Source organism: Yoonia sp. JB2-21 (genome assembly GCF_055693545.1).
This window is the reverse complement of the sequence record NZ_JBVFUC010000001.1, coordinates 364,284-382,084: the sequence shown is the minus strand read 5'-3', so window position 1 is coordinate 382,084 and position 17,801 is coordinate 364,284. Positions and strand designations below refer to the sequence as shown.

The window sequence follows — 17,801 nt, the reverse complement described above, 5'->3', positions numbered from 1 at the left end:
AGAAATGAAAAGCAGACTGACCCTTGTTGCATGTGTGACCCTTGCTGGGTGTGCCGGCCCAATTGCGGTTCCTGTACCCGCTCCGGCTCCTGATCCGATCCCAATTCCAGAGCCCATCGAAGCGCCACAGTCCGCTAAGGAACGTTTTGTAAGCAGCGTTTCTGCAAACGGTTGTTCTCTGACCAGCAACAACACGGACCTGATCATGGCCGACGCTGTTTTGTCTCGCGAAGATCTTGCACGTGTGATGACCGAATTGCGTGCCGAGGGACGCGGCGAGATTGATGGCGCGTCCTTTCGGGTGATCGGTGGGGCCTGCGCCTAACGACAAATCCCTTGCCCGGCCCGTCCGGTGTGTTAGGGGATAAATTGACCATTGAGATGACCGGAAAGACCTGATGCTACGCCGCCTTTACCACGATCAGCCAGAGACATTTGCTTTCACGCCCGACAACCAGAAATGGGCCGAGGCACAGATGAAGAAGTTCCCCGAAGGCCGTCAGGCCTCTGCGATCATTCCGCTTCTTTGGCGTGCACAAGAGCAAGAGGGCTGGCTCTCTCGTCCGGCGATTGAACATGTGGCTGCGATGCTTGATCTGGCCTATATTCGCGCGCTGGAAGTGGCATCATTCTATTTCATGTTCCAGTTGCAGCCTGTCGGCTCTGTCGCGCACATTCAGGTCTGCGGCACGCTGTCTTGCATGATCTGCGGTGCAGAGGACCTAATCGGCGTTTGTCAGGACAAGATTGCCGACAAGCCGCATGCATTGTCCGCCGATGGCAAGTTTTCATGGGAAGAGGTTGAATGCCTTGGATCTTGTGCGAACGCGCCTATGGCGCAGATCGGCAAGGATTACTACGAAGACCTGACCGCCGAACGTCTGGGCGAGATTATTGATGAACTGGCCGCTGGTCGCGTTCCTGTGCCCGGTCCGCAAAACGGGCGCTACGCGGCCGAGCCGCTGAAAGGGCTGACCAGCCTGAAAGACTATGACAGCGGCAGAACCAAATATAACGCAAGCGCACAACTGGCCACGGATATTGGGGATACGGTCAAGCGCATTGACGGGACCGAAGTGCCCTTGCTGACCCCTTGGGTGAAAGATGCCAAAGCGGCGCCTTCGCCAAAGGCAAAGGCCACGACGCCGAAACCAAAACCTGCCAAAGCGAAATCTGCGAAAGCGGCACCAAAACCTGCAGCCTCTGGCGCGGAAAAGCAGCCCGAAGTCCTCAGCGGGCCCCGCGATGGCGGGGCTGATGATCTGAAAAAGATCAGCGGTGTCGGGCCAAAGCTGGAAGGTGTGCTGAACGATCTTGGTTTTTACCACTTTGACCAGATCGCCAAATGGACCGCAGATGAAATCGCTTGGGTCGACAGCCGGTTGAAGTTCAAAGGTCGGATTGAACGGGACAATTGGATGGCGCAGGCGGCAGAGCTGGCCAAGTCAAAGTAAACGCCAGGTTTTTGGGCGATTACGCGCGCAGTCGCGCAAAGCCGCCAAGGGGGAATAGCAGTAATTCTTTACCCTGTGCCCGTCTATCGGGTAGAGGTAACAGGGACTGGGCGCTTTTGCCGCAAGGCATGGCCCCGGAACTAATCTGCAAGGCTGCACTTGCAGTCACCTGAGGGAGAAGACGGAAGATGAAAGATACAGCACCAATCAGCCAGGGTATCATCGCAGTTGCCGCATTATTTGGCGTTATCGCAGCGGGCGTTGCCTATGTGCTTTATGAATACGGGCTTTTTGGATCGGCCTTTATTGGCGGTATCGTCGCGATCATCGCGGCCATCGTTTTGGCCTTGGGGTGGCGCAACCCTGCGCCGGGTCCGAACACGATGTCGGCCCCCGTTGCGGAAAAACCTGCTGCGGCACCCGCGCCAGCCCCGGCCCCTGCGGCGGCTGCACCGGCCCCAGCGGCGGAACCCGCGCCAGAACCAACCCCCGCGCCTGCACCAGAACCGACCCCTGCGCCAGCACCAGTCGCTGAAGCACCTGCCCCATCTGACGACGGCACACCGCAGTTCCTGAGTGCTGCACGCGAAGGTGGGCCTGATGATCTGAAGCAAATCAAAGGTGTTGGTCCCAAGTTGGAGAAGACCCTGCATGGCATGGGTATCTTCCACTTTGATCAAATCTCAACCTGGGGCCCGAAAGAGCAGGCATGGATGGATGACAACCTTGAGGGTTTCAAAGGCCGCGCGACCCGCGACAACTGGGTTGAGCAGGCCAAAGTTCTGGCTGCTGGTGGCACAACAGAGTTTTCCAAGAAGGTCGACAAAGGCGATGTTTACTAAAGCGTAGCCAAGGCCATGACCCAGCAAGGACACACTGATCAGGGCAAGGCCGGACAACGCGTCGCGTTGATTGTTGCCGGAACTGGTGTTCTCTGGGTCTTGGCTATCCTTGTCGGTGACGAATATGGCTGGTCAACCCGGACGCGTGCCATTTTTGACCTTGCAGCGCTCGCCGGTTTCGGGTTTGCCCTGTGGCAGACATTTAGGCTCTGGCGTGCACGCCAGAATGAGAAGGGCGATGAGTAATGCTCAAAGATGAGAACCGGATTTTCACGAACCTCTACGGGATGCACGACCGCACGCTGAAAGGCGCGCAGGCGCGGGGCCATTGGGATGGCACCGCAGGCATCATCAAGAAGGGCCGTGACTGGGTCATCAACGAAATGAAAGCATCCGGTCTGCGCGGTCGGGGCGGGGCGGGTTTTCCGACCGGTCTGAAATGGTCTTTCATGCCCAAGGAAAGTGACGGGCGTCCGGCCTATCTGGTTGTGAACGCCGACGAATCCGAGCCCGGCACATGCAAAGACCGCGAAATCATGCGCCACGATCCGCATACGCTGATCGAAGGTTGTCTGATTGCGTCTTTTGCGATGAACGCAAACGCCTGCTATATCTACATCCGCGGTGAATACATCCGCGAGAAAGAAGCGCTGCAAGCAGCCATCGACGAATGCTACGAAGCCGGCCTTGTCGGCCCGAACGCTGCCAAGTCCGGTTGGGACTTTGATATTTACCTGACCCACGGGGCCGGAGCCTACATCTGCGGCGAAGAAACTGCGCTGCTGGAAAGCCTTGAGGGCAAGAAAGGCATGCCCCGCATGAAGCCGCCATTCCCGGCGGGTGCAGGGCTTTATGGTTGTCCGACCACAGTGAACAACGTGGAATCAATTGCCGTGGTGCCGACCATTCTACGCCGCGGTGGTGACTGGTTCGCGGGTATGGGCCGCCCGAATAATGCAGGCACGAAGCTGTTCGCGATTTCGGGTCATGTGAACAACCCTTGTGTGGTGGAAGAGGAAATGTCGATTTCCTTTGAAGAGCTGATTGAAAAGCACTGCGGCGGTATTCGCGGCGGCTGGGATAACCTGAAGGCGGTTATTCCCGGTGGATCCTCGGTGCCCTGTGTGCGCGGCGAAAACATGCGCGACGCGGTGATGGATTTTGACGCCCTGAAGGAAAAGGGATCGTCCCTTGGCACGGCGGCTGTCATCGTGATGGATAACTCCACCGATATGATCAAAGCGATCTGGCGGCTGTCGAAATTCTATAAGCACGAAAGCTGCGGGCAGTGTACGCCATGCCGTGAAGGCACTGGCTGGATGATGCGCGTGATGAAGCGCCTGGTCGAAGGCAATGCATCGGTTGAGGAAATTGATATGTTGCTCGACGTGACAAAACAGGTCGAAGGCCATACAATTTGTGCACTTGGTGACGCCGCTGCTTGGCCGATCCAAGGACTGATCAAGAACTTCCGGGACGAGATTGAGGACCGGATCAAAGACAAACGCATGGCAGGGATGGCAGCAGAATGATGACACGTGGATTGATGCTTGGCGCGGCTTTGGCACTGGCCGCTTGTGCAACCGACGGGCGCAACCTGGATGACCCGGCGGTGCAAAAGTTGTTTGGTATGTCGACGCCTGAATATTATGCCAGCCTTGGCATAGCCAATCAGGTCGCGCAGAGCTGCCCGCGCTACAACTATGATGCGGCCCTTGATTCCGCATTGAACGACGCCCGCAACGAGGTCGGCCGCGGTTCATTGGCGGCGATCAGTCAGCGTAACGCAATTGATTTGGAAACAGACGTGGCAGAGCGTAGTTTTTCAGTAAAGCATGACGTCCAACTGGACGTTGATGATCTTTGTGCCGCGGGTGACGCAGAAGTGCTTGAAGGATCCGCGATCAGCGCGATGTTGATCCCGGCCTAAAGGCAGCACGATGGCTTTTCAGAATGTATTGGACGGGGCCGCGAGTTTTTGTGCGGCCCTTGTCACGTTGGCCGTCTGCGGCCTGCCAGCATGGTTCACTGTTGTCGCCGTCCGCGCAGAATTGGCACCGACATGGGCCTATGCGGCGGCAGGTGGGCTGGCGGTGATTGGTGCAATTCTGACGTTGGCTTTCGCGCGAAAGGGTTTCGCAGGCGTTGCCCCGACTCGGCAAAGACGGCGTTGATCTGCGGGTTCTGAAATTGTCTTGGATTGCGCTGATTTGGCCTTGACCAATGGCGATTCTGCATGCAACCCAAAGATGAAATAAGTCCATCTACCTAAAGGTTCTTTCATATGTCGCGCATATTCATTGGTCTGGCTCTCGCTGGTGCGGTTTTGGTTGCTGGCTGTGCGCCGGTTATCCCGCCACAACAAACGCCTACAGCTTTAAAGAATGTGGTGGCAGATGGCTTTTTTGCGATTGATGCCGAAGAGATTTGTGGCGGACTTGGCTTTGATGAGGCGGCTTTTGAGGACCGTCTTGAAGATGTGTTGGCCGAAATGATCGAGGCTGGATATTCAAGTGATCAGTTCTTTGCCATGCTGGAAGGTCTTGATCTCTATGATGATTGGGCGTTCCCCTATTTGGTCGCCTTTGAGCGCAAGCATGACATCGATATTGCGAATGATGCTGCCTATTGCCGCGCCTTGGCGTCAGAGCGGCGGGCAAAGACATCTATCGGTCAACTGATCCAATAGTGGGTTGACGGAACCAAAGGGGCGATCAGGCGCGGTGCGCCATCTTGCAGAATTCAACTTTGGTACTTTGGCTTACCCGTGGGGTGATCCAAGGATTGCGGGGTTTGAGGATGCAATCGCTCAGGTCAATGCAATTGGCGCGCGCAGTCCCGGGTTTATTTGGCGATTGCCGGATGATGATATGGATGCTGCGCAGAATGACCAAAATGGGCCACTGAAAGATCGGCCCAACACGGCCTCGACCTTGTCAGTTTGGACAGATGCGCGCGCGCTCTATCGTTTTGTGACGAAAACCCTGCATGCCCGGATTATGAAAGGTGCGCCGGATTGGTTTGTTCCGGGCGATAGTGGGCATCTGGTCTGTTGGTGGGTGCCTGAGGGACACCGCCCAGACGTTGCAGAGGGTATGGCGAATTGGCACAAGCTGCAAGATGCTGGTGAAAGTAATAATGTGTTCGGCGCCAATGGGTTAAGGTCATTGACTGTCGATGGGCCGGCATAAAACAACCGATGACATAGCCCTGATATTGAATAGCGATGGCTAAACACCGATGTCAGATTCAGCAGAAACCGGCGCCAAATGTGCCGTGCAGGAGAAGAAAAATGAAAAAGCGTGCTCTGACATCCGCGATCCTATTCGCAACGGTCATGTCGACAGGCCATCTGTCAGCGCAAACCGCGTTGAAAGACGTCGCCGAGGTCCGCGACGGCATTATCTACGTCGGTATGGCTTATGAACTTTCCGAAGAATGCGACGGCCTGAGTGCGCGCTTGTTTCGTGGATTGAGTTACCTGCAATCACTTAAAAGCCGTGCCAGCAGCCTTGGGTATTCCGACGCTGAAATCGACGCCTATATCAATGATGAGGCCGAAAAAGATCGGCTTGAAGCCATTGCGCGCACGCAGCTTGCCGAGCTTGGCGTGATACCGGGTGATGAGGCCAGCCATTGCGCGGTTGGACGCGCGCAAATTGATGCAAATACCCGTGTGGGCTGGCTCCTGCGCTAAGGCACCTGCATCGGCGCGAAAATTGCGCTCTTTTTTGTCGATCTGACTGGCATCGCGTGGCCTGTCGCGATAGAACGCGTGGCAAAGCGCATGGGCTGAATTCGTCCAAGGCGTGATAGGGAACAAATAAGGCACGCCATGTCTGATCTGCGCAAAGTCGTCATTGATGGAAATGAGGTCGAAGTTGACGGGGCTATGACCCTGATACAAGCCTGCGAAGAAGCCGGGATCGAGATCCCGCGCTTCTGCTATCACGAACGGCTTTCGATCGCAGGCAACTGCCGGATGTGTCTGGTTGAGGTTGTGGGTGGCCCACCAAAGCCCGCCGCATCTTGCGCGATGCAGGTTCGCGATTTGCGCCCCGGTCCCGAAGGCCAACCGCCCGTTGTGAAAACCAATTCGCCCATGGTCAAAAAGGCCCGTGAGGGCGTGATGGAATTTCTGCTGATCAACCACCCGCTGGATTGCCCGATTTGCGATCAGGGTGGCGAGTGTGATTTGCAAGACCAGGCGATGGCTTATGGCGTCGATTTCAGCCGTTTCCGCGAGCCGAAACGCGCGACCGAAGATCTGGACCTTGGTCCTTTGGTCGAAACCCACATGACCCGCTGCATTTCCTGCACCCGTTGCGTGCGCTTCACGACGGAAGTCGCGGGTATTCACCAGATGGGCCAGACGGGCCGTGGTGAGGATGCAGAGATCACGTCATATCTGGGTGAAACGCTCGATTCGAATATGCAGGGTAATATCATTGATCTTTGCCCCGTTGGTGCGCTTGTCTCCAAGCCCTACGCTTTCACTGCGCGTCCGTGGGAACTGACCAAGACAGAATCAATTGATGTGATGGATGCCCTTGGCTCAAACATTCGCGTCGATACCAAAGGCCGGGAAGTCATGCGGTTCTTGCCGCGCAACCATGACGGCGTGAACGAAGAGTGGATTTCCGACAAAACACGGTTTGTCTGGGATGGGTTGCGCAAGCAGCGTCTGGACACACCCTATATTCGTGAAAACGGTAAATTGCGCAAAGCTAGCTGGCCTGAAGCACTCTCTGCCGCTGCAACTGCCATGAAAGGCAAGAAGGTTGCGGGCCTTGTCGGCGATTTGGCCCCGGTTGAGGCTGCATTCGCGATCAAGCAACTGATCGAAGGGCAGGGCGGCAACGTCGAATGCCGCACCGACGGGGCGAAACTGCCCATAGGTAATCGCTCGGCCTATGTGGGTAATGCGACCATCGAGGACATTGATAACGCGCAGATGATCATGATGATCGGCACAAACCCACGCACAGAAGCGCCGGTGCTGAACGCGCGTATCCGTCAGGCTTGGTCGCGCGGTGCAAAGGTTGCGCGGATCGGCACCAACGATGATCTGACATTTGATGTGATGCAGATCGGCACAGGCCGCGATGATCTGGTTGGTTTGGCCGCGATGGATCATTCCGACAAACAAGACGTGGCCGGCGTGATGATCGTTGGCATGGGCGCGCTGAACGAGGCCGATGGCGAAGCTGTGCTCAGCCAAGCCATGAAAGCGGCTGCGGCTGCAAATTCCAAGCTGTTGATCCTGCACACTGCTGCGGGTCGTGTGGGTGCGATGGACGTGGGTGCGGTCACCGAAGGCGGGCTGACGGCCGCGCTGGATGGTGCTGAAGTGATCTATAACCTTGGCGCGGATGAGGTTGACGTCGCACCGGGTGCATTCGTGATCTACCAAGGATCGCACGGCGACCGTGGTGCGCACCGCGCCGACATCATTCTGCCTGCTGCGGCCTACACGGAGGAAAATGGGCTATTCGTCAACACCGAAGGGCGTCCGCAATTGGCGTTGCGCGCCAGCTTCCCACCGGGTGAGGCCAAGGAAAATTGGGCGATCTTGCGCGCGCTATCTGCCGAACTGGATGCCACATTGCCATTCGACAGCATGGCGCAGCTGCGTCAGGCACTGGTCGCGGCACATCCGCATCTGGGCCGGATTGACGAGGTGGCCGAGAACGCATGGCAGCCTTTGCCGGTCAAAAAACCGGGCAGTGCGGATTTCCGAAATGCCGTTGCTGATTTCTATCTGACGAACCCGATTGCACGCGCTTCTAGCCTGATGGCGGAACTCAGCGCGAACGCAAAGGCACGTAAATCCGCGCCAATAGCTGCGGAATAAGGACGACAGACTATGGTTGAATTTTTTACCAACACCAACCTTGGCATTGTCCTTGTGATCCTGTTCCAGTGTTTGCTGGTTCTGATCCCGCTTTTGGTCGCTTTGGCATTCCTGATGTACGCTGACCGCAAGATTTGGGCCGCTGTGCAGATGCGCAAAGGGCCGAACGTCGTTGGTGCCTTTGGCTTGCTGCAATCTTTCGCGGATTTTATCAAATATATTGTCAAGGAAATCGTCGTTCCTGCAGGGGCGGACAAGTTTGTTTTCTTCCTTGCGCCGATGATCGCCTTCGTTCTGGCCGTGATTTCATGGTCGGTGATCCCGTTCAACGATGGTTGGGTGCTGGCCGATATCAACGTGGCCATCCTCTATATCTTCGCCATCGGCTCGCTTGAGGTTTATGGCGTGATCATGGGCGGCTGGGCGTCGAACTCCAAATATCCGTTCCTTGGCTCATTGCGGTCTGCGGCGCAGATGATCTCTTATGAGGTCTCTATCGGCCTGATCATCATCGGTGTGATTATCTCGGCTGGTTCCATGAACTTTGGCGCGATTGTTGCGGCACAAGACGGCAATGCAGGCCTCTTCAATTGGTTCTGGGTCGCGCATTTTCCGATGCTATTCCTGTTCTTTATCAGCGCCTTGGCCGAAACCAACCGTCCGCCGTTCGATCTGCCAGAGGCTGAGTCAGAACTGGTCGCAGGTTATCAGGTGGAATACTCATCCACCCCGTTCCTGCTGTTTATGATCGGCGAATTGATGGCTGTCGTGCTGATGTGCGCGCTGATCTCGCTGCTGTTCTTTGGCGGTTGGTTGTCACCCATTCCGGGCCTGCCAGACGGCATCCTGTGGATGGTGCTGAAGATGGCGCTGGTGTTCTTTATGTTCTCGATGGTCAAGGCGATCACCCCGCGTTACCGCTATGATCAGTTGATGCGCATCGGTTGGAAAGTGTTCCTGCCAATGTCGCTGGCATGGGTGGTGCTGGTGTCGTTCTTGGCGAAATTCGAAGTCGCTGGTGGATTCTGGGCACGCTGGAATGACGAACCGGCCACGATTTCACAGTTTGTCGATCAGACTTGCGCCAATGAATTTGCCGCGTTGAAGGCTGAAGATGACAAGCTCGACATTGTAGAACTTGTCGCATTTTGGCGCTCTCAGGGTGGACAAGCTGACGCGCCGCTTGAAGAACAAGCAAGAATTGTCGTCTTTGCCTCGCATATTATTCCATTTCTCGCCACCACCCAGTTTGATGATGTTGGGCAAGCCAAGCTGCGAACTGACGCGTCTGCTGAGGATTTGCGCGTACTTGCAAGCTACAATGACCTCAGCACATGTTTGGCGAGCGGTTTTGGTTTTGAGATCGATGGTGAGATCGTTGACCAAGATGGCATGACATTTGCAGATATTCTCGGACACTCTCAAAACGTTGTTTCCCAAGCCACAGCAAAGGGAATGCTATGACCCAAATCGACTATGCCCGCGCCGCGAAATATTTCCTACTTCAGGATTTCTGGAAAGGCTTCAGCCTTGGTATGAAGTACTTCTTCTCGCCCAAGGCCACGCTGAACTACCCCCATGAAAAGGGGCCTCTGTCCCCCCGGTTCCGGGGTGAACACGCCCTGCGTCGTTACCCCAACGGCGAAGAACGCTGCATTGCCTGTAAACTGTGCGAGGCCGTTTGCCCCGCCCAAGCCATCACCATCGACGCCGAACCGCGCGATGACGGCAGCCGCCGCACCACCCGCTATGACATCGACATGACCAAATGCATCTACTGCGGTTTCTGTCAGGAGGCCTGTCCGGTCGATGCCATCGTCGAAGGCCCGAACTTTGAGTTCAGCACCGAGACACGGGAAGAGCTGTACTACGACAAAGACAAGCTGCTTGAAAACGGTGACCGCTGGGAATCTGAGATTGCGCGTAACCTAGAGCTGGATGCGCCCTACCGATGAGTGATCAAAACCCCTTTGAAGCGATGATGAAGATGTCCCAAGACTGGGCCAAGTCGATGAATGTCGATATGGATGCCTTCACGCCCAAAGGGTTTGAAAACCTCTGGCCGACGATGCCTGCCGAGACGATGGAGATGTTCTTTGGCAAGGGCATCAACCCTGATGGCCTTGATGCCAAAACCCGCCTGATGCTGACCCTTGCCGGACTGACCGTGCTGGGTGCGCAGGCCGAGGCGCAGATCAGGCTGACCGTCCGCCATCTGGTGGAAGCAGGGGCCACAAAACAAGAAATCGCCGAAGCGATTGCCCAGATGGGTATGTTCGCGGGCGTGCCGGCCATGACCAAAGCCATGGAACTGGCCACAGACGTATTGGAAAAGGACGAAAGCGCATGACTGTTTTCGCGTTCACATTTTACCTCTTTGCCGTGACGACTGTGACCGGTGGCCTAATGACAGTTGTGAGCCGAAACCCGGTGCATTCAGTGCTGTGGCTGATCCTTGCTTTTTTGTCCTCTGCCGGGTTGTTCGTGACCTTGGGCGCGGAATTTGTCGCGATGCTGCTGATCATTGTCTATGTGGGCGCTGTCGCGGTGTTGTTCTTGTTCGTGGTCATGATGCTTGACGTCGATTTCGCGGAATTAAAGGCGGAAATGACGAAATACTTGCCGCTTGGCCTACTGATCGGTGTGGTTGTCTTGATGCAACTGGCGCTGGCTTTGGGAACGTGGAGCGTTGCTGACGGGGTTGAGGGGCGCATTGCTGCCCCCGCAGGCGATCTGGAAAACACCCGCGCGCTGGGTCTGCTGATCTATGACAAATACATCCTGCTGTTCCAACTGTCCGGTCTGATCCTATTGGTCGCAATGATCGGTGCCATCGTGCTGACGCTGCGCCACCGGGTCGACATCAAGCGTCAGAACGTGCTGGAACAGATGTACCGTGATCCGGCGACTGCGATGGAACTCAAAGACGTGAAGCCGGGGCAGGGTCTGTAAACTTGCGCAAACTTGCCATCATATCAACCGTTGCAATGCTGATCGCCAGCCAGGGCCAAGCCCTGACGCTGGCCGATTGCAAACGCACGACGCATGTCAGCCATGGTGGTGAAATATTCCATATGGATCTGGGCGAAGGTCGCGTGATGTGGACGGATTGGTGGTCGCAGGAAGGTACGGCCAAGGGGTTTTCTTTGGTGGAATGTGAAAGCGGCGAGATGCTCCGCTTTTGGAGTGCTGAGGAAAACATGGGGCCCCGCAGCGCCTTTGACCGCACCGATGACGCGCTGGAGGTGTTGGAGCGCCATCAATCTGGTGCCCGCGTTTTCGCGACCTTTGAGCGGATTGCGGTGGATTTGGAATTCATCGCGCGCGACATCGCGATCACGACAGAGACAACAGAAAACTGCGCTTGTGCTGCGACCTATCCGGACCTGCGCGGCGATAAGACGGAATTTATGCTGGCCGGATAACGGCGGGCGACAGACAGAAGAAGCGGGGCAAACGCCCCAGAGGAACGAATGAATGATCGGACTTGAACATTATCTCACGGTGGCCGCAGCGCTATTTGTGATCGGCATTTTCGGGCTGTTCCTGAACCGCAAGAACGTGATCATCCTGCTGATGAGCATCGAATTGATGCTGCTGGCGGTGAACATCAACCTTGTCGCATTCTCAAACCATCATGGCGATTTGACAGGGCAGGTCTTTACCTTGTTCGTCTTGACCGTCGCCGCCGCTGAAGCTGCGATTGGCCTTGCGATCCTTGTGTGTTTCTTCCGCAACCGCGGGACCATCGACGTTGAAGACGTCAACGTGATGAAGGGTTAAGACCAATGGAAACCATCATCCTCTTTGCCCCGCTGGTTGGCGCCATCCTGTGTGGATTTGGCTGGAAACTGATCGGCGAAACCGCCGCCCAATGGACCGCGACAAGCCTGCTTTTCTTGGCGGCGATCCTGTCTTGGGTTGTTTTCCTGACGTTTGACCCAAGCGCCCACCCCAACGGCGCCTACACTGTTAACATCCTGCGCTGGATCGAAAGCGGCACGCTGTCCACTGATTGGGCGATCAAGATGGACCGTCTGACCGCGATCATGCTGATCGTGATCAACACGGTGTCGGCCCTCGTGCACCTGTATTCCTTTGGCTACATGGCCCATGACGAAAATTTCAAAGAGCACGAGAGTTACCGCCCCCGTTTCTTTGCCTACCTGTCATTCTTTACCTTCGCGATGTTGATGCTTGTGACAGCCGACAACCTTGTGCAGATGTTCTTTGGCTGGGAAGGCGTGGGCGTGGCCTCTTACCTGCTGATTGGTTTCTACTACCGCAAACCGTCTGCCGGTGCCGCCGCGATTAAGGCGTTTGTCGTCAACCGTGTCGGTGACTTTGGCTTCGCCTTGGGTATTTTTGCCCTTTATATGGTGACTGATAGCATCAAATTTGATGACATCTTTGCTGCGATCCCCGATCTGCAAGATGCGACTATCACTTTCCTGTGGCGCGACTGGAACACGCTGAACCTGATTGCCTTCCTGCTGTTTATCGGTGCCATGGGTAAATCGGCGCAACTGTTCCTGCACACATGGCTGCCCGATGCGATGGAAGGGCCCACACCAGTGTCCGCCCTGATCCACGCGGCGACCATGGTTACAGCCGGTGTGTTCCTTGTCTGTCGCATGTCGCCGCTGATGGAATATGCCGAGGCGACAACGAATTTCATCGTATTCCTTGGTGCGACGACCGCTTTCTTTGCCGCGACCGTGGGTCTGGTACAGAACGATATCAAGCGCGTCATCGCCTATTCCACCTGTTCGCAGCTGGGCTACATGTTCGTGGCGGCTGGCTTGGGCGTTTACTCGGTCGCGATGTTCCACCTGCTGACGCACGCTTTCTTCAAGGCGATGTTGTTCCTCGGGGCTGGTTCGGTCATCCACGCGATGCACCACGAACAAGACATGCGCAACTACGGTGGCTTGCGCCATAAGATACCCAAGACATTCTGGATGATGATGATCGGCACGCTGGCCATTACCGGCGTTGGTATTCCGCTGCTTTACGTCGGCTTCCCGATTGGTTTTGCAGGCTTCGTATCCAAGGACGCGATTATCGAAAGCGCCTATGCAGGCACCGCTGGCGGTTATGCCTTCTGGATGCTGGTTGTGGCGGCACTGATGACCAGCTTCTACAGCTGGCGTCTGATGTTCCTGACCTTCTACGGCACGCCGCGCGGTGATGCGCATACGCATGACCACGCGCATGAAAGCCCAAACAGCATGCTGTTCCCGCTTTATGTGTTGGCGATTGGCGCGGTCTTTTCTGGCATGGTTTGGTACGGGTCCTTCTTTGGATCGAACGACAAAGTCGGCAAATTCTTTGGTGTGCCTTACGCAGCCGAAGAACATCATGGCGATGATCATGCAGACGACCATGGCGATGATCACGCGAAGGAAGAGGGCGGTCACGGCAAGGCCCACTACAATCTGGTCGGCGCGCCGGGCGAGGGGGCTATTCACAACAGTCCTGACAATCACGTCCTGAATGATGCCCATGAGGTGCCTGTCTGGGTCAAACTGGCCCCATTCTTTGCGATGTTGGCGGGTCTGGGTCTGGCCTATCAGATGTATATCCGTCGCCCTGACTGGCCGCGCAAACTGGCCGAGCAGCAAGCGCCGCTTTACCAGTTCCTGCTGAACAAATGGTACTTTGACGAGATCTATAACTTTGTCTTCGTCCGCCCGGCCTTTGCCTTGGGCCGCATCCTGTGGAAGCAGGGCGATACAAACACAATCGACGGGGGCATCAACGGGCTGGCCATGGGGATCATTCCATTCTTCACACGGCTCGCGGGTCGGGCGCAGTCGGGCTATATCTTTAGCTACGCCTTTGCGATGGTGCTGGGTATTGCCGCCTTGCTGACCTGGATGACGCTGTTCGGGGAGCGAAATAATGGGCAATATCCTTTCCCTTACCACGTTCCTGCCATTGCTGGGTGCCGTTATTCTGGCCCTGTTCCTGCGCGGTGATGACGAGGCTGCACAGCGCAATGCCAAATGGGTCGCACTTGTCACGACGGTTGTAACCTTCATCTGTTCGATGTTCATCCTGACGAACTTTGACCCGGCTGACACCGGCTTTCAGATGGTTGAAACCCGCGATTGGTTGCTGGGCTTGCAATATAAGATGGGTGTCGATGGTATTTCGATCCTTTTTGTGATGCTGACGACCTTCCTGATGCCACTGGTGATTGCGTCCTGCTGGGACGTGAAATCCCGCGTCAAGGAATACATGATCGCTTTTTTGATCTTGGAAACCTTGATGCTGGGCGTGTTCCTGGCGCTTGATCTGGTGCTGTTCTATCTGTTCTTTGAGGCAGGTCTGATCCCCATGTTCCTGATCATCGGTATCTGGGGCGGTAAGAACCGGATCTATGCGTCGTTCAAGTTCTTCCTTTATACCTTCCTTGGTTCTGTGCTGATGCTGGTGGCCATGGTCGCGATGTTCGCTGATGCGGGCACCACGGACATTCCGACATTGATGACCCACACCTTCGGGACCGAGAATTTCAGTATTCTTGGTGTGCAGATTGTGGGCGGCATGCAGACGTTGCTGTGGCTTGCTTTCTTTGCCAGCTTTGCAGTCAAAATGCCGATGTGGCCGGTCCATACATGGCTGCCTGATGCCCACGTCCAAGCGCCGACCGCCGGGTCGGTCGTGCTTGCGGCAATCCTGTTGAAGATGGGTGGCTACGGCTTCCTGCGCTTCAGCCTGCCGATGTTCCCCGTTGGATCCGAGGTCATGGGGCCGCTGGTGCTGACACTGTCGGCCATCGCGATTGTCTATACTTCGCTGGTCGCACTGGTGCAGGAAGACATGAAAAAGCTGATCGCTTATTCCTCTGTCGCCCACATGGGTTACGTGACTATGGGTATCTTTGCGGTGAACCAGCAAGGGATTGATGGTGCGATTTTCCAGATGATCAGCCACGGCTTTATCTCGGGCGCGCTGTTCCTCTGCGTTGGCGTGATCTACGACCGGATGCACACCCGCGAGATTGACGCCTATGGCGGCCTTGTGAACCGGATGCCGGCCTATGCGCTGATCTTCATGTTCTTCACGATGGCGAACGTCGGTCTACCCGGAACATCGGGCTTTATCGGTGAATTCTTGGTGCTGATGGGTATCTTCCAGGTGAACACATGGATCGCACTTTTCGCGACCTCAGGCGTGATCCTGTCAGCGGCCTATGCGCTGTGGTTGTATCGTCGCGTGGTCTTTGGGGATCTAATCAAGGAAAGCCTGAAAACGATTCAAGACATGACGACGCGCGAGCGGGTCATCTTTGCCCCGCTGGTGGTGATGACGCTGCTGCTGGGGGTCTACCCCGCGCTGGTCCTCGATATTATTGGCCCGAGCGTAACCGCACTGGTCGGCAACTATGACACCGCGTTGGCGACCTTTGAGGCCGCCACGCAGTTTGCTTCGAACTAAGGAACGCTGGAATGATTGGCGCTGATATCCAAATCCTGATGCCCGAGATCGTGCTGTCGATCTATGCGATGATCGCGTTGCTGGCCGCTGTCTATACGACCAAAGATGCAATGGCACCGCTTTTGACATGGGCGACGTCAGGTCTGTTCATCTTGCTGGCGGTCTGGATCGGGATCAACGGGCAGGGGACCAACATCGCCTTTGGCGGGATGTTCGTTGACGATGGCTTTGCCCGTTTTGCCAAGATCGTGATCCTCGTCTCTGCAGCGGCGGTTCTGCTGATGTCGGAAACCTACATGCAGCGGCGTGGCCTGTTGCGTTTCGAATATCCGCTGCTGGTGGCGCTTGCCGTTGTCGGCATGATGGTGATGGTTTCAGCCGGCGATCTGATGGCGCTCTATATGGGATTGGAGCTGCAATCTTTGGCGCTTTATGTCGTCGCGTCATTGCGCCGTGACAGCGTGAAATCGACCGAAGCTGGCTTGAAATATTTCGTCCTCGGCGCGCTGTCTTCAGGTCTGCTGCTGTATGGCGCATCACTGACATATGGCTTTGCCGGCACCACACTTTTTGCAGGCATCATCGAAGCGACCGAAGGCGGCGCATCGCTGGGCTTGCTGTTTGGCCTTGTGTTCCTGCTGGCAGGTTTCGCCTTCAAGGTCTCTGCCGCGCCATTCCACATGTGGACGCCGGACGTCTACGAAGGATCGCCCACGCCCGTCACGGCGTTCTTTGCCACTGCACCCAAAGTGGCTGCGATGGCGCTTTTCGCGCGTGTTGTGCATGACGCATTTGGTGGCATCGTTGGGGACTGGCAACAGATCGTGGCGTTCCTTGCCGTTGTGTCCATGTTCCTTGGCGCGATCGCGGCGATTGGCCAAAAGGATATCAAACGTCTGATGGCATATTCCTCGATTGCCCATATGGGCTTTGCGTTGATGGGTCTGGCTGCAGGCACGGCCTTTGGTGTACAGGCGATGCTGATCTATATGGCGATTTATGTGACCATGAATATCGGCACCTTTGCTTTTATCCTTTCGATGGAACGAGACGGTCGCCCGGTCACAAATATCGATAGCCTTAAGATGTATTCAAAGCGTCAACCGTTGCGGGCGCTAGCCATGCTTGTTTTGCTGTTCAGCCTGGCGGGTGTGCCGCCGATGGTCGGCTTCTTTGGCAAGTTCTATGTCTTGCGCGCAGCCTATGATGGTGGATTAGCGTGGCTTGCTGTGGCTGGTGTCATCGCATCCGTGATCGGTGCCTTCTACTATATCCGCATCGTCTATTTCATGTACTTTGGCGAAGAGGGCGAACAGCTTGACGGCAAGATGAACCCGGTCCTTTGGGCGTTCCTGATGGGTTCTGCGGCGATCATGCTGGTTGGTGTCGTGAACCTGTTCGGTATTGAGCCCATTGCCGCAGCAGCGGCGGCAACGCTTGTCAATTGACCCCCATGATCATGGGCCGTGGCCAGAAGGCTACGCCCGCGTCGTGCTGGACAGTGTTGACAGCACAATGGCAGAGGCCGCGCGGCGCGCCCGCGATATTGAGCGCCCGACATGGATCATGGCCAAGACCCAAACTGCGGCGCGTGGTCGGCGCGGACGCCAGTGGATTGTGCCCGCGGGTAACCTAAGTGCGACGTTGATCTGTCGACCAGAGGCAACTGCCCCCGAGGCGGCAAAGCGGTCTTTTCTTGCAGCCAACGCGCTGTTTCAGGCGCTGTCTATTTATGTTTCTGCGGATAAGCTTTCGCTGAAATGGCCCAATGACGTGCTGCTGTCAGGTGGCAAGGTGGCCGGTATCCTGTTGGAGAGCAGCGGGCAGGGACCTTTCGTTGACTGGCTGTCGATTGGGATTGGTGTCAACCTCAAACATGTTCCCGAAGGCGTAACAGATGCCGCGTTTGCGCCGACAAGCCTTGTCGCCGCAGGCGGCGAAGAGGTGGAACCAAAGGACTTTCTGTCCACCCTTGCCGATGCCTACGCCACCCAAGAGGCAAAACTGATGCGCCTTGGTTTTGACCGCATCCGCGACGATTGGCTGGCCAATGCCGCGCGTTTGGGTGAGGTGATTACCGCGCGCACGGCGCGCGAAGACGTCACAGGCATCTTTGACAGTATCGACCGTGATGGCAACCTGGTGCTGATCACCGGCACAGGGCCGCGCGCGATCCCCGCTGCGGATGTATTTTTCTAAGGAGGC

20 protein-coding genes and 1 pseudogene are annotated in these 17,801 nt (G+C 56.2%); all 21 read left to right on the top strand.

Annotation, left to right across the window (positions count from 1 at the left end):
* Nucleotides 1-4: 4 nt before the first annotated feature.
* The 21 genes and pseudogenes from ACZ1G5_RS01910 to ACZ1G5_RS01810 all read left to right on the top strand — a co-directional run bounded on the left by ACZ1G5_RS01910 (nt 5) and on the right by ACZ1G5_RS01810 (nt 17,795).
* Nucleotides 5-325: a hypothetical protein gene (locus ACZ1G5_RS01910; RefSeq protein ID WP_472731250.1), complete on the top strand. Its 321-nt coding sequence runs from the start codon at nt 5-7 to the stop codon at nt 323-325.
* 73 nt (nt 326-398) lie between these two features.
* On the top strand, nt 399-1,454 hold the full coding sequence (nuoE, locus tag ACZ1G5_RS01905) for an NADH-quinone oxidoreductase subunit NuoE (RefSeq protein ID WP_472731249.1): 1,056 nt from the start codon (nt 399-401) through the stop codon (nt 1,452-1,454).
* 188 nt (nt 1,455-1,642) lie between these two features.
* A complete protein-coding gene (locus ACZ1G5_RS01900; RefSeq protein ID WP_472731248.1) occupies nt 1,643-2,296 on the top strand; it encodes an NADH:ubiquinone oxidoreductase in 654 nt (217 codons plus the stop codon).
* Between the two features lie 15 nt (nt 2,297-2,311).
* Complete coding sequence (locus ACZ1G5_RS01895) at nt 2,312-2,542, top strand: DUF5337 domain-containing protein (protein WP_472731247.1); 231 nt, start codon at nt 2,312-2,314, stop codon at nt 2,540-2,542.
* Nucleotides 2,542-3,828 (top strand): NADH-quinone oxidoreductase subunit NuoF, encoded by a 1,287-nt coding sequence (nuoF, locus tag ACZ1G5_RS01890; RefSeq protein ID WP_472731246.1) that lies wholly within the window; start codon nt 2,542-2,544, stop codon nt 3,826-3,828. Before ACZ1G5_RS01895 ends, nuoF begins: the two co-directional genes overlap by 1 nt.
* Nucleotides 3,828-4,226, top strand: coding sequence for a hypothetical protein (locus tag ACZ1G5_RS01885; protein ID WP_472731244.1), 399 nt, complete (start codon nt 3,828-3,830; stop codon nt 4,224-4,226). Before nuoF ends, ACZ1G5_RS01885 begins: the two co-directional genes overlap by 1 nt.
* A gap of 10 nt (nt 4,227-4,236) precedes the next feature.
* Nucleotides 4,237-4,470 (top strand): hypothetical protein, encoded by a 234-nt coding sequence (locus ACZ1G5_RS01880; protein ID WP_472731243.1) that lies wholly within the window; start codon nt 4,237-4,239, stop codon nt 4,468-4,470.
* Between the two features lie 110 nt (nt 4,471-4,580).
* The gene (locus tag ACZ1G5_RS01875; RefSeq protein ID WP_472731242.1) at nt 4,581-4,985 is read left to right on the top strand and encodes a hypothetical protein; all 405 of its coding nucleotides are present in this window, start codon (nt 4,581-4,583) and stop codon (nt 4,983-4,985) included.
* A gap of 34 nt (nt 4,986-5,019) precedes the next feature.
* Nucleotides 5,020-5,487: a DUF3291 domain-containing protein gene (locus ACZ1G5_RS01870; protein ID WP_472731241.1), complete on the top strand. Its 468-nt coding sequence runs from the start codon at nt 5,020-5,022 to the stop codon at nt 5,485-5,487.
* Nucleotides 5,488-5,588: 101 nt separating this feature from the next.
* Complete coding sequence (locus ACZ1G5_RS01865) at nt 5,589-5,993, top strand: DUF5333 domain-containing protein (protein WP_472731240.1); 405 nt, start codon at nt 5,589-5,591, stop codon at nt 5,991-5,993.
* A 138-nt stretch (nt 5,994-6,131) separates the two neighbouring features.
* Nucleotides 6,132-8,150, top strand: coding sequence for an NADH-quinone oxidoreductase subunit NuoG (gene nuoG / locus ACZ1G5_RS01860; protein ID WP_472731239.1), 2,019 nt, complete (start codon nt 6,132-6,134; stop codon nt 8,148-8,150).
* Between the two features lie 12 nt (nt 8,151-8,162).
* Nucleotides 8,163-9,188 (top strand): annotated as a pseudogene (nuoH, locus tag ACZ1G5_RS01855) (NADH-quinone oxidoreductase subunit NuoH); the annotation flags it as partial.
* A gap of 422 nt (nt 9,189-9,610) precedes the next feature.
* Nucleotides 9,611-10,105, top strand: a complete 495-nt coding sequence (nuoI, locus tag ACZ1G5_RS01850) for an NADH-quinone oxidoreductase subunit NuoI (RefSeq protein ID WP_472731238.1) — start codon at nt 9,611-9,613, stop codon at nt 10,103-10,105.
* Entirely contained in the window at nt 10,102-10,500 is a 399-nt protein-coding gene (locus ACZ1G5_RS01845) for a carboxymuconolactone decarboxylase family protein (RefSeq protein WP_472731237.1), read from the top strand. The genes nuoI and ACZ1G5_RS01845 overlap by 4 nt, the downstream gene beginning before the upstream one ends.
* The gene (locus ACZ1G5_RS01840) at nt 10,497-11,102 is read left to right on the top strand and encodes an NADH-quinone oxidoreductase subunit J (RefSeq protein WP_472731236.1); all 606 of its coding nucleotides are present in this window, start codon (nt 10,497-10,499) and stop codon (nt 11,100-11,102) included. Before ACZ1G5_RS01845 ends, ACZ1G5_RS01840 begins: the two co-directional genes overlap by 4 nt.
* A 35-nt stretch (nt 11,103-11,137) precedes the next feature.
* Nucleotides 11,138-11,575 carry a hypothetical protein gene (locus ACZ1G5_RS01835; protein WP_472731235.1) on the top strand — a complete coding sequence of 146 codons (438 nt, stop codon included), beginning with the start codon at nt 11,138-11,140 and terminating at the stop codon, nt 11,573-11,575.
* Nucleotides 11,576-11,627: 52 nt separating this feature from the next.
* Entirely contained in the window at nt 11,628-11,933 is a 306-nt protein-coding gene (nuoK, locus tag ACZ1G5_RS01830) for an NADH-quinone oxidoreductase subunit NuoK (RefSeq protein WP_472731234.1), read from the top strand.
* A 5-nt stretch (nt 11,934-11,938) separates the two neighbouring features.
* On the top strand, nt 11,939-14,131 hold the full coding sequence (gene nuoL / locus ACZ1G5_RS01825; RefSeq protein WP_472731233.1) for an NADH-quinone oxidoreductase subunit L: 2,193 nt from the start codon (nt 11,939-11,941) through the stop codon (nt 14,129-14,131).
* Nucleotides 14,055-15,596, top strand: coding sequence for an NADH-quinone oxidoreductase subunit M (locus tag ACZ1G5_RS01820; RefSeq protein WP_472731232.1), 1,542 nt, complete (start codon nt 14,055-14,057; stop codon nt 15,594-15,596). The genes nuoL and ACZ1G5_RS01820 overlap by 77 nt, the downstream gene beginning before the upstream one ends.
* A gap of 11 nt (nt 15,597-15,607) precedes the next feature.
* Nucleotides 15,608-17,044, top strand: a complete 1,437-nt coding sequence (gene nuoN, locus ACZ1G5_RS01815) for an NADH-quinone oxidoreductase subunit NuoN (RefSeq protein ID WP_472731231.1) — start codon at nt 15,608-15,610, stop codon at nt 17,042-17,044.
* A complete protein-coding gene (locus ACZ1G5_RS01810; RefSeq protein WP_472731230.1) occupies nt 17,034-17,795 on the top strand; it encodes a biotin--[acetyl-CoA-carboxylase] ligase in 762 nt (253 codons plus the stop codon). Before nuoN ends, ACZ1G5_RS01810 begins: the two co-directional genes overlap by 11 nt.
* The last annotated feature ends 6 nt before the right edge of the window (nt 17,796-17,801 follow it).

Bases quoted from the DNA above. Each gene is read 5' to 3' on its own strand.
- ACZ1G5_RS01910 (WP_472731250.1), top strand. From the start codon at position 5: ATGAAAAGCAGACTGACCCTTGTTGCATGTGTGACCCTTGCTGGGTGT.
- nuoE (WP_472731249.1), top strand. From the start codon at position 399: ATGCTACGCCGCCTTTACCACGATCAGCCAGAGACATTTGCTTTCACG.
- ACZ1G5_RS01900 (WP_472731248.1), top strand. From the start codon at position 1,643: ATGAAAGATACAGCACCAATCAGCCAGGGTATCATCGCAGTTGCCGCA.
- ACZ1G5_RS01895 (WP_472731247.1), top strand. From the start codon at position 2,312: ATGACCCAGCAAGGACACACTGATCAGGGCAAGGCCGGACAACGCGTC.
- nuoF (WP_472731246.1), top strand. From the start codon at position 2,542: ATGCTCAAAGATGAGAACCGGATTTTCACGAACCTCTACGGGATGCAC.
- ACZ1G5_RS01885 (WP_472731244.1), top strand. From the start codon at position 3,828: ATGACACGTGGATTGATGCTTGGCGCGGCTTTGGCACTGGCCGCTTGT.
- ACZ1G5_RS01880 (WP_472731243.1), top strand. From the start codon at position 4,237: ATGGCTTTTCAGAATGTATTGGACGGGGCCGCGAGTTTTTGTGCGGCC.
- ACZ1G5_RS01875 (WP_472731242.1), top strand. From the start codon at position 4,581: ATGTCGCGCATATTCATTGGTCTGGCTCTCGCTGGTGCGGTTTTGGTT.
- ACZ1G5_RS01865 (WP_472731240.1), top strand. From the start codon at position 5,589: ATGAAAAAGCGTGCTCTGACATCCGCGATCCTATTCGCAACGGTCATG.
- nuoG (WP_472731239.1), top strand. From the start codon at position 6,132: ATGTCTGATCTGCGCAAAGTCGTCATTGATGGAAATGAGGTCGAAGTT.
- nuoI (WP_472731238.1), top strand. From the start codon at position 9,611: ATGACCCAAATCGACTATGCCCGCGCCGCGAAATATTTCCTACTTCAG.
- ACZ1G5_RS01845 (WP_472731237.1), top strand. From the start codon at position 10,102: ATGAGTGATCAAAACCCCTTTGAAGCGATGATGAAGATGTCCCAAGAC.
- ACZ1G5_RS01840 (WP_472731236.1), top strand. From the start codon at position 10,497: ATGACTGTTTTCGCGTTCACATTTTACCTCTTTGCCGTGACGACTGTG.
- ACZ1G5_RS01835 (WP_472731235.1), top strand. From the start codon at position 11,138: ATGCTGATCGCCAGCCAGGGCCAAGCCCTGACGCTGGCCGATTGCAAA.
- nuoK (WP_472731234.1), top strand. From the start codon at position 11,628: ATGATCGGACTTGAACATTATCTCACGGTGGCCGCAGCGCTATTTGTG.
- nuoL (WP_472731233.1), top strand. From the start codon at position 11,939: ATGGAAACCATCATCCTCTTTGCCCCGCTGGTTGGCGCCATCCTGTGT.
- ACZ1G5_RS01820 (WP_472731232.1), top strand. From the start codon at position 14,055: ATGGGCAATATCCTTTCCCTTACCACGTTCCTGCCATTGCTGGGTGCC.
- nuoN (WP_472731231.1), top strand. From the start codon at position 15,608: ATGATTGGCGCTGATATCCAAATCCTGATGCCCGAGATCGTGCTGTCG.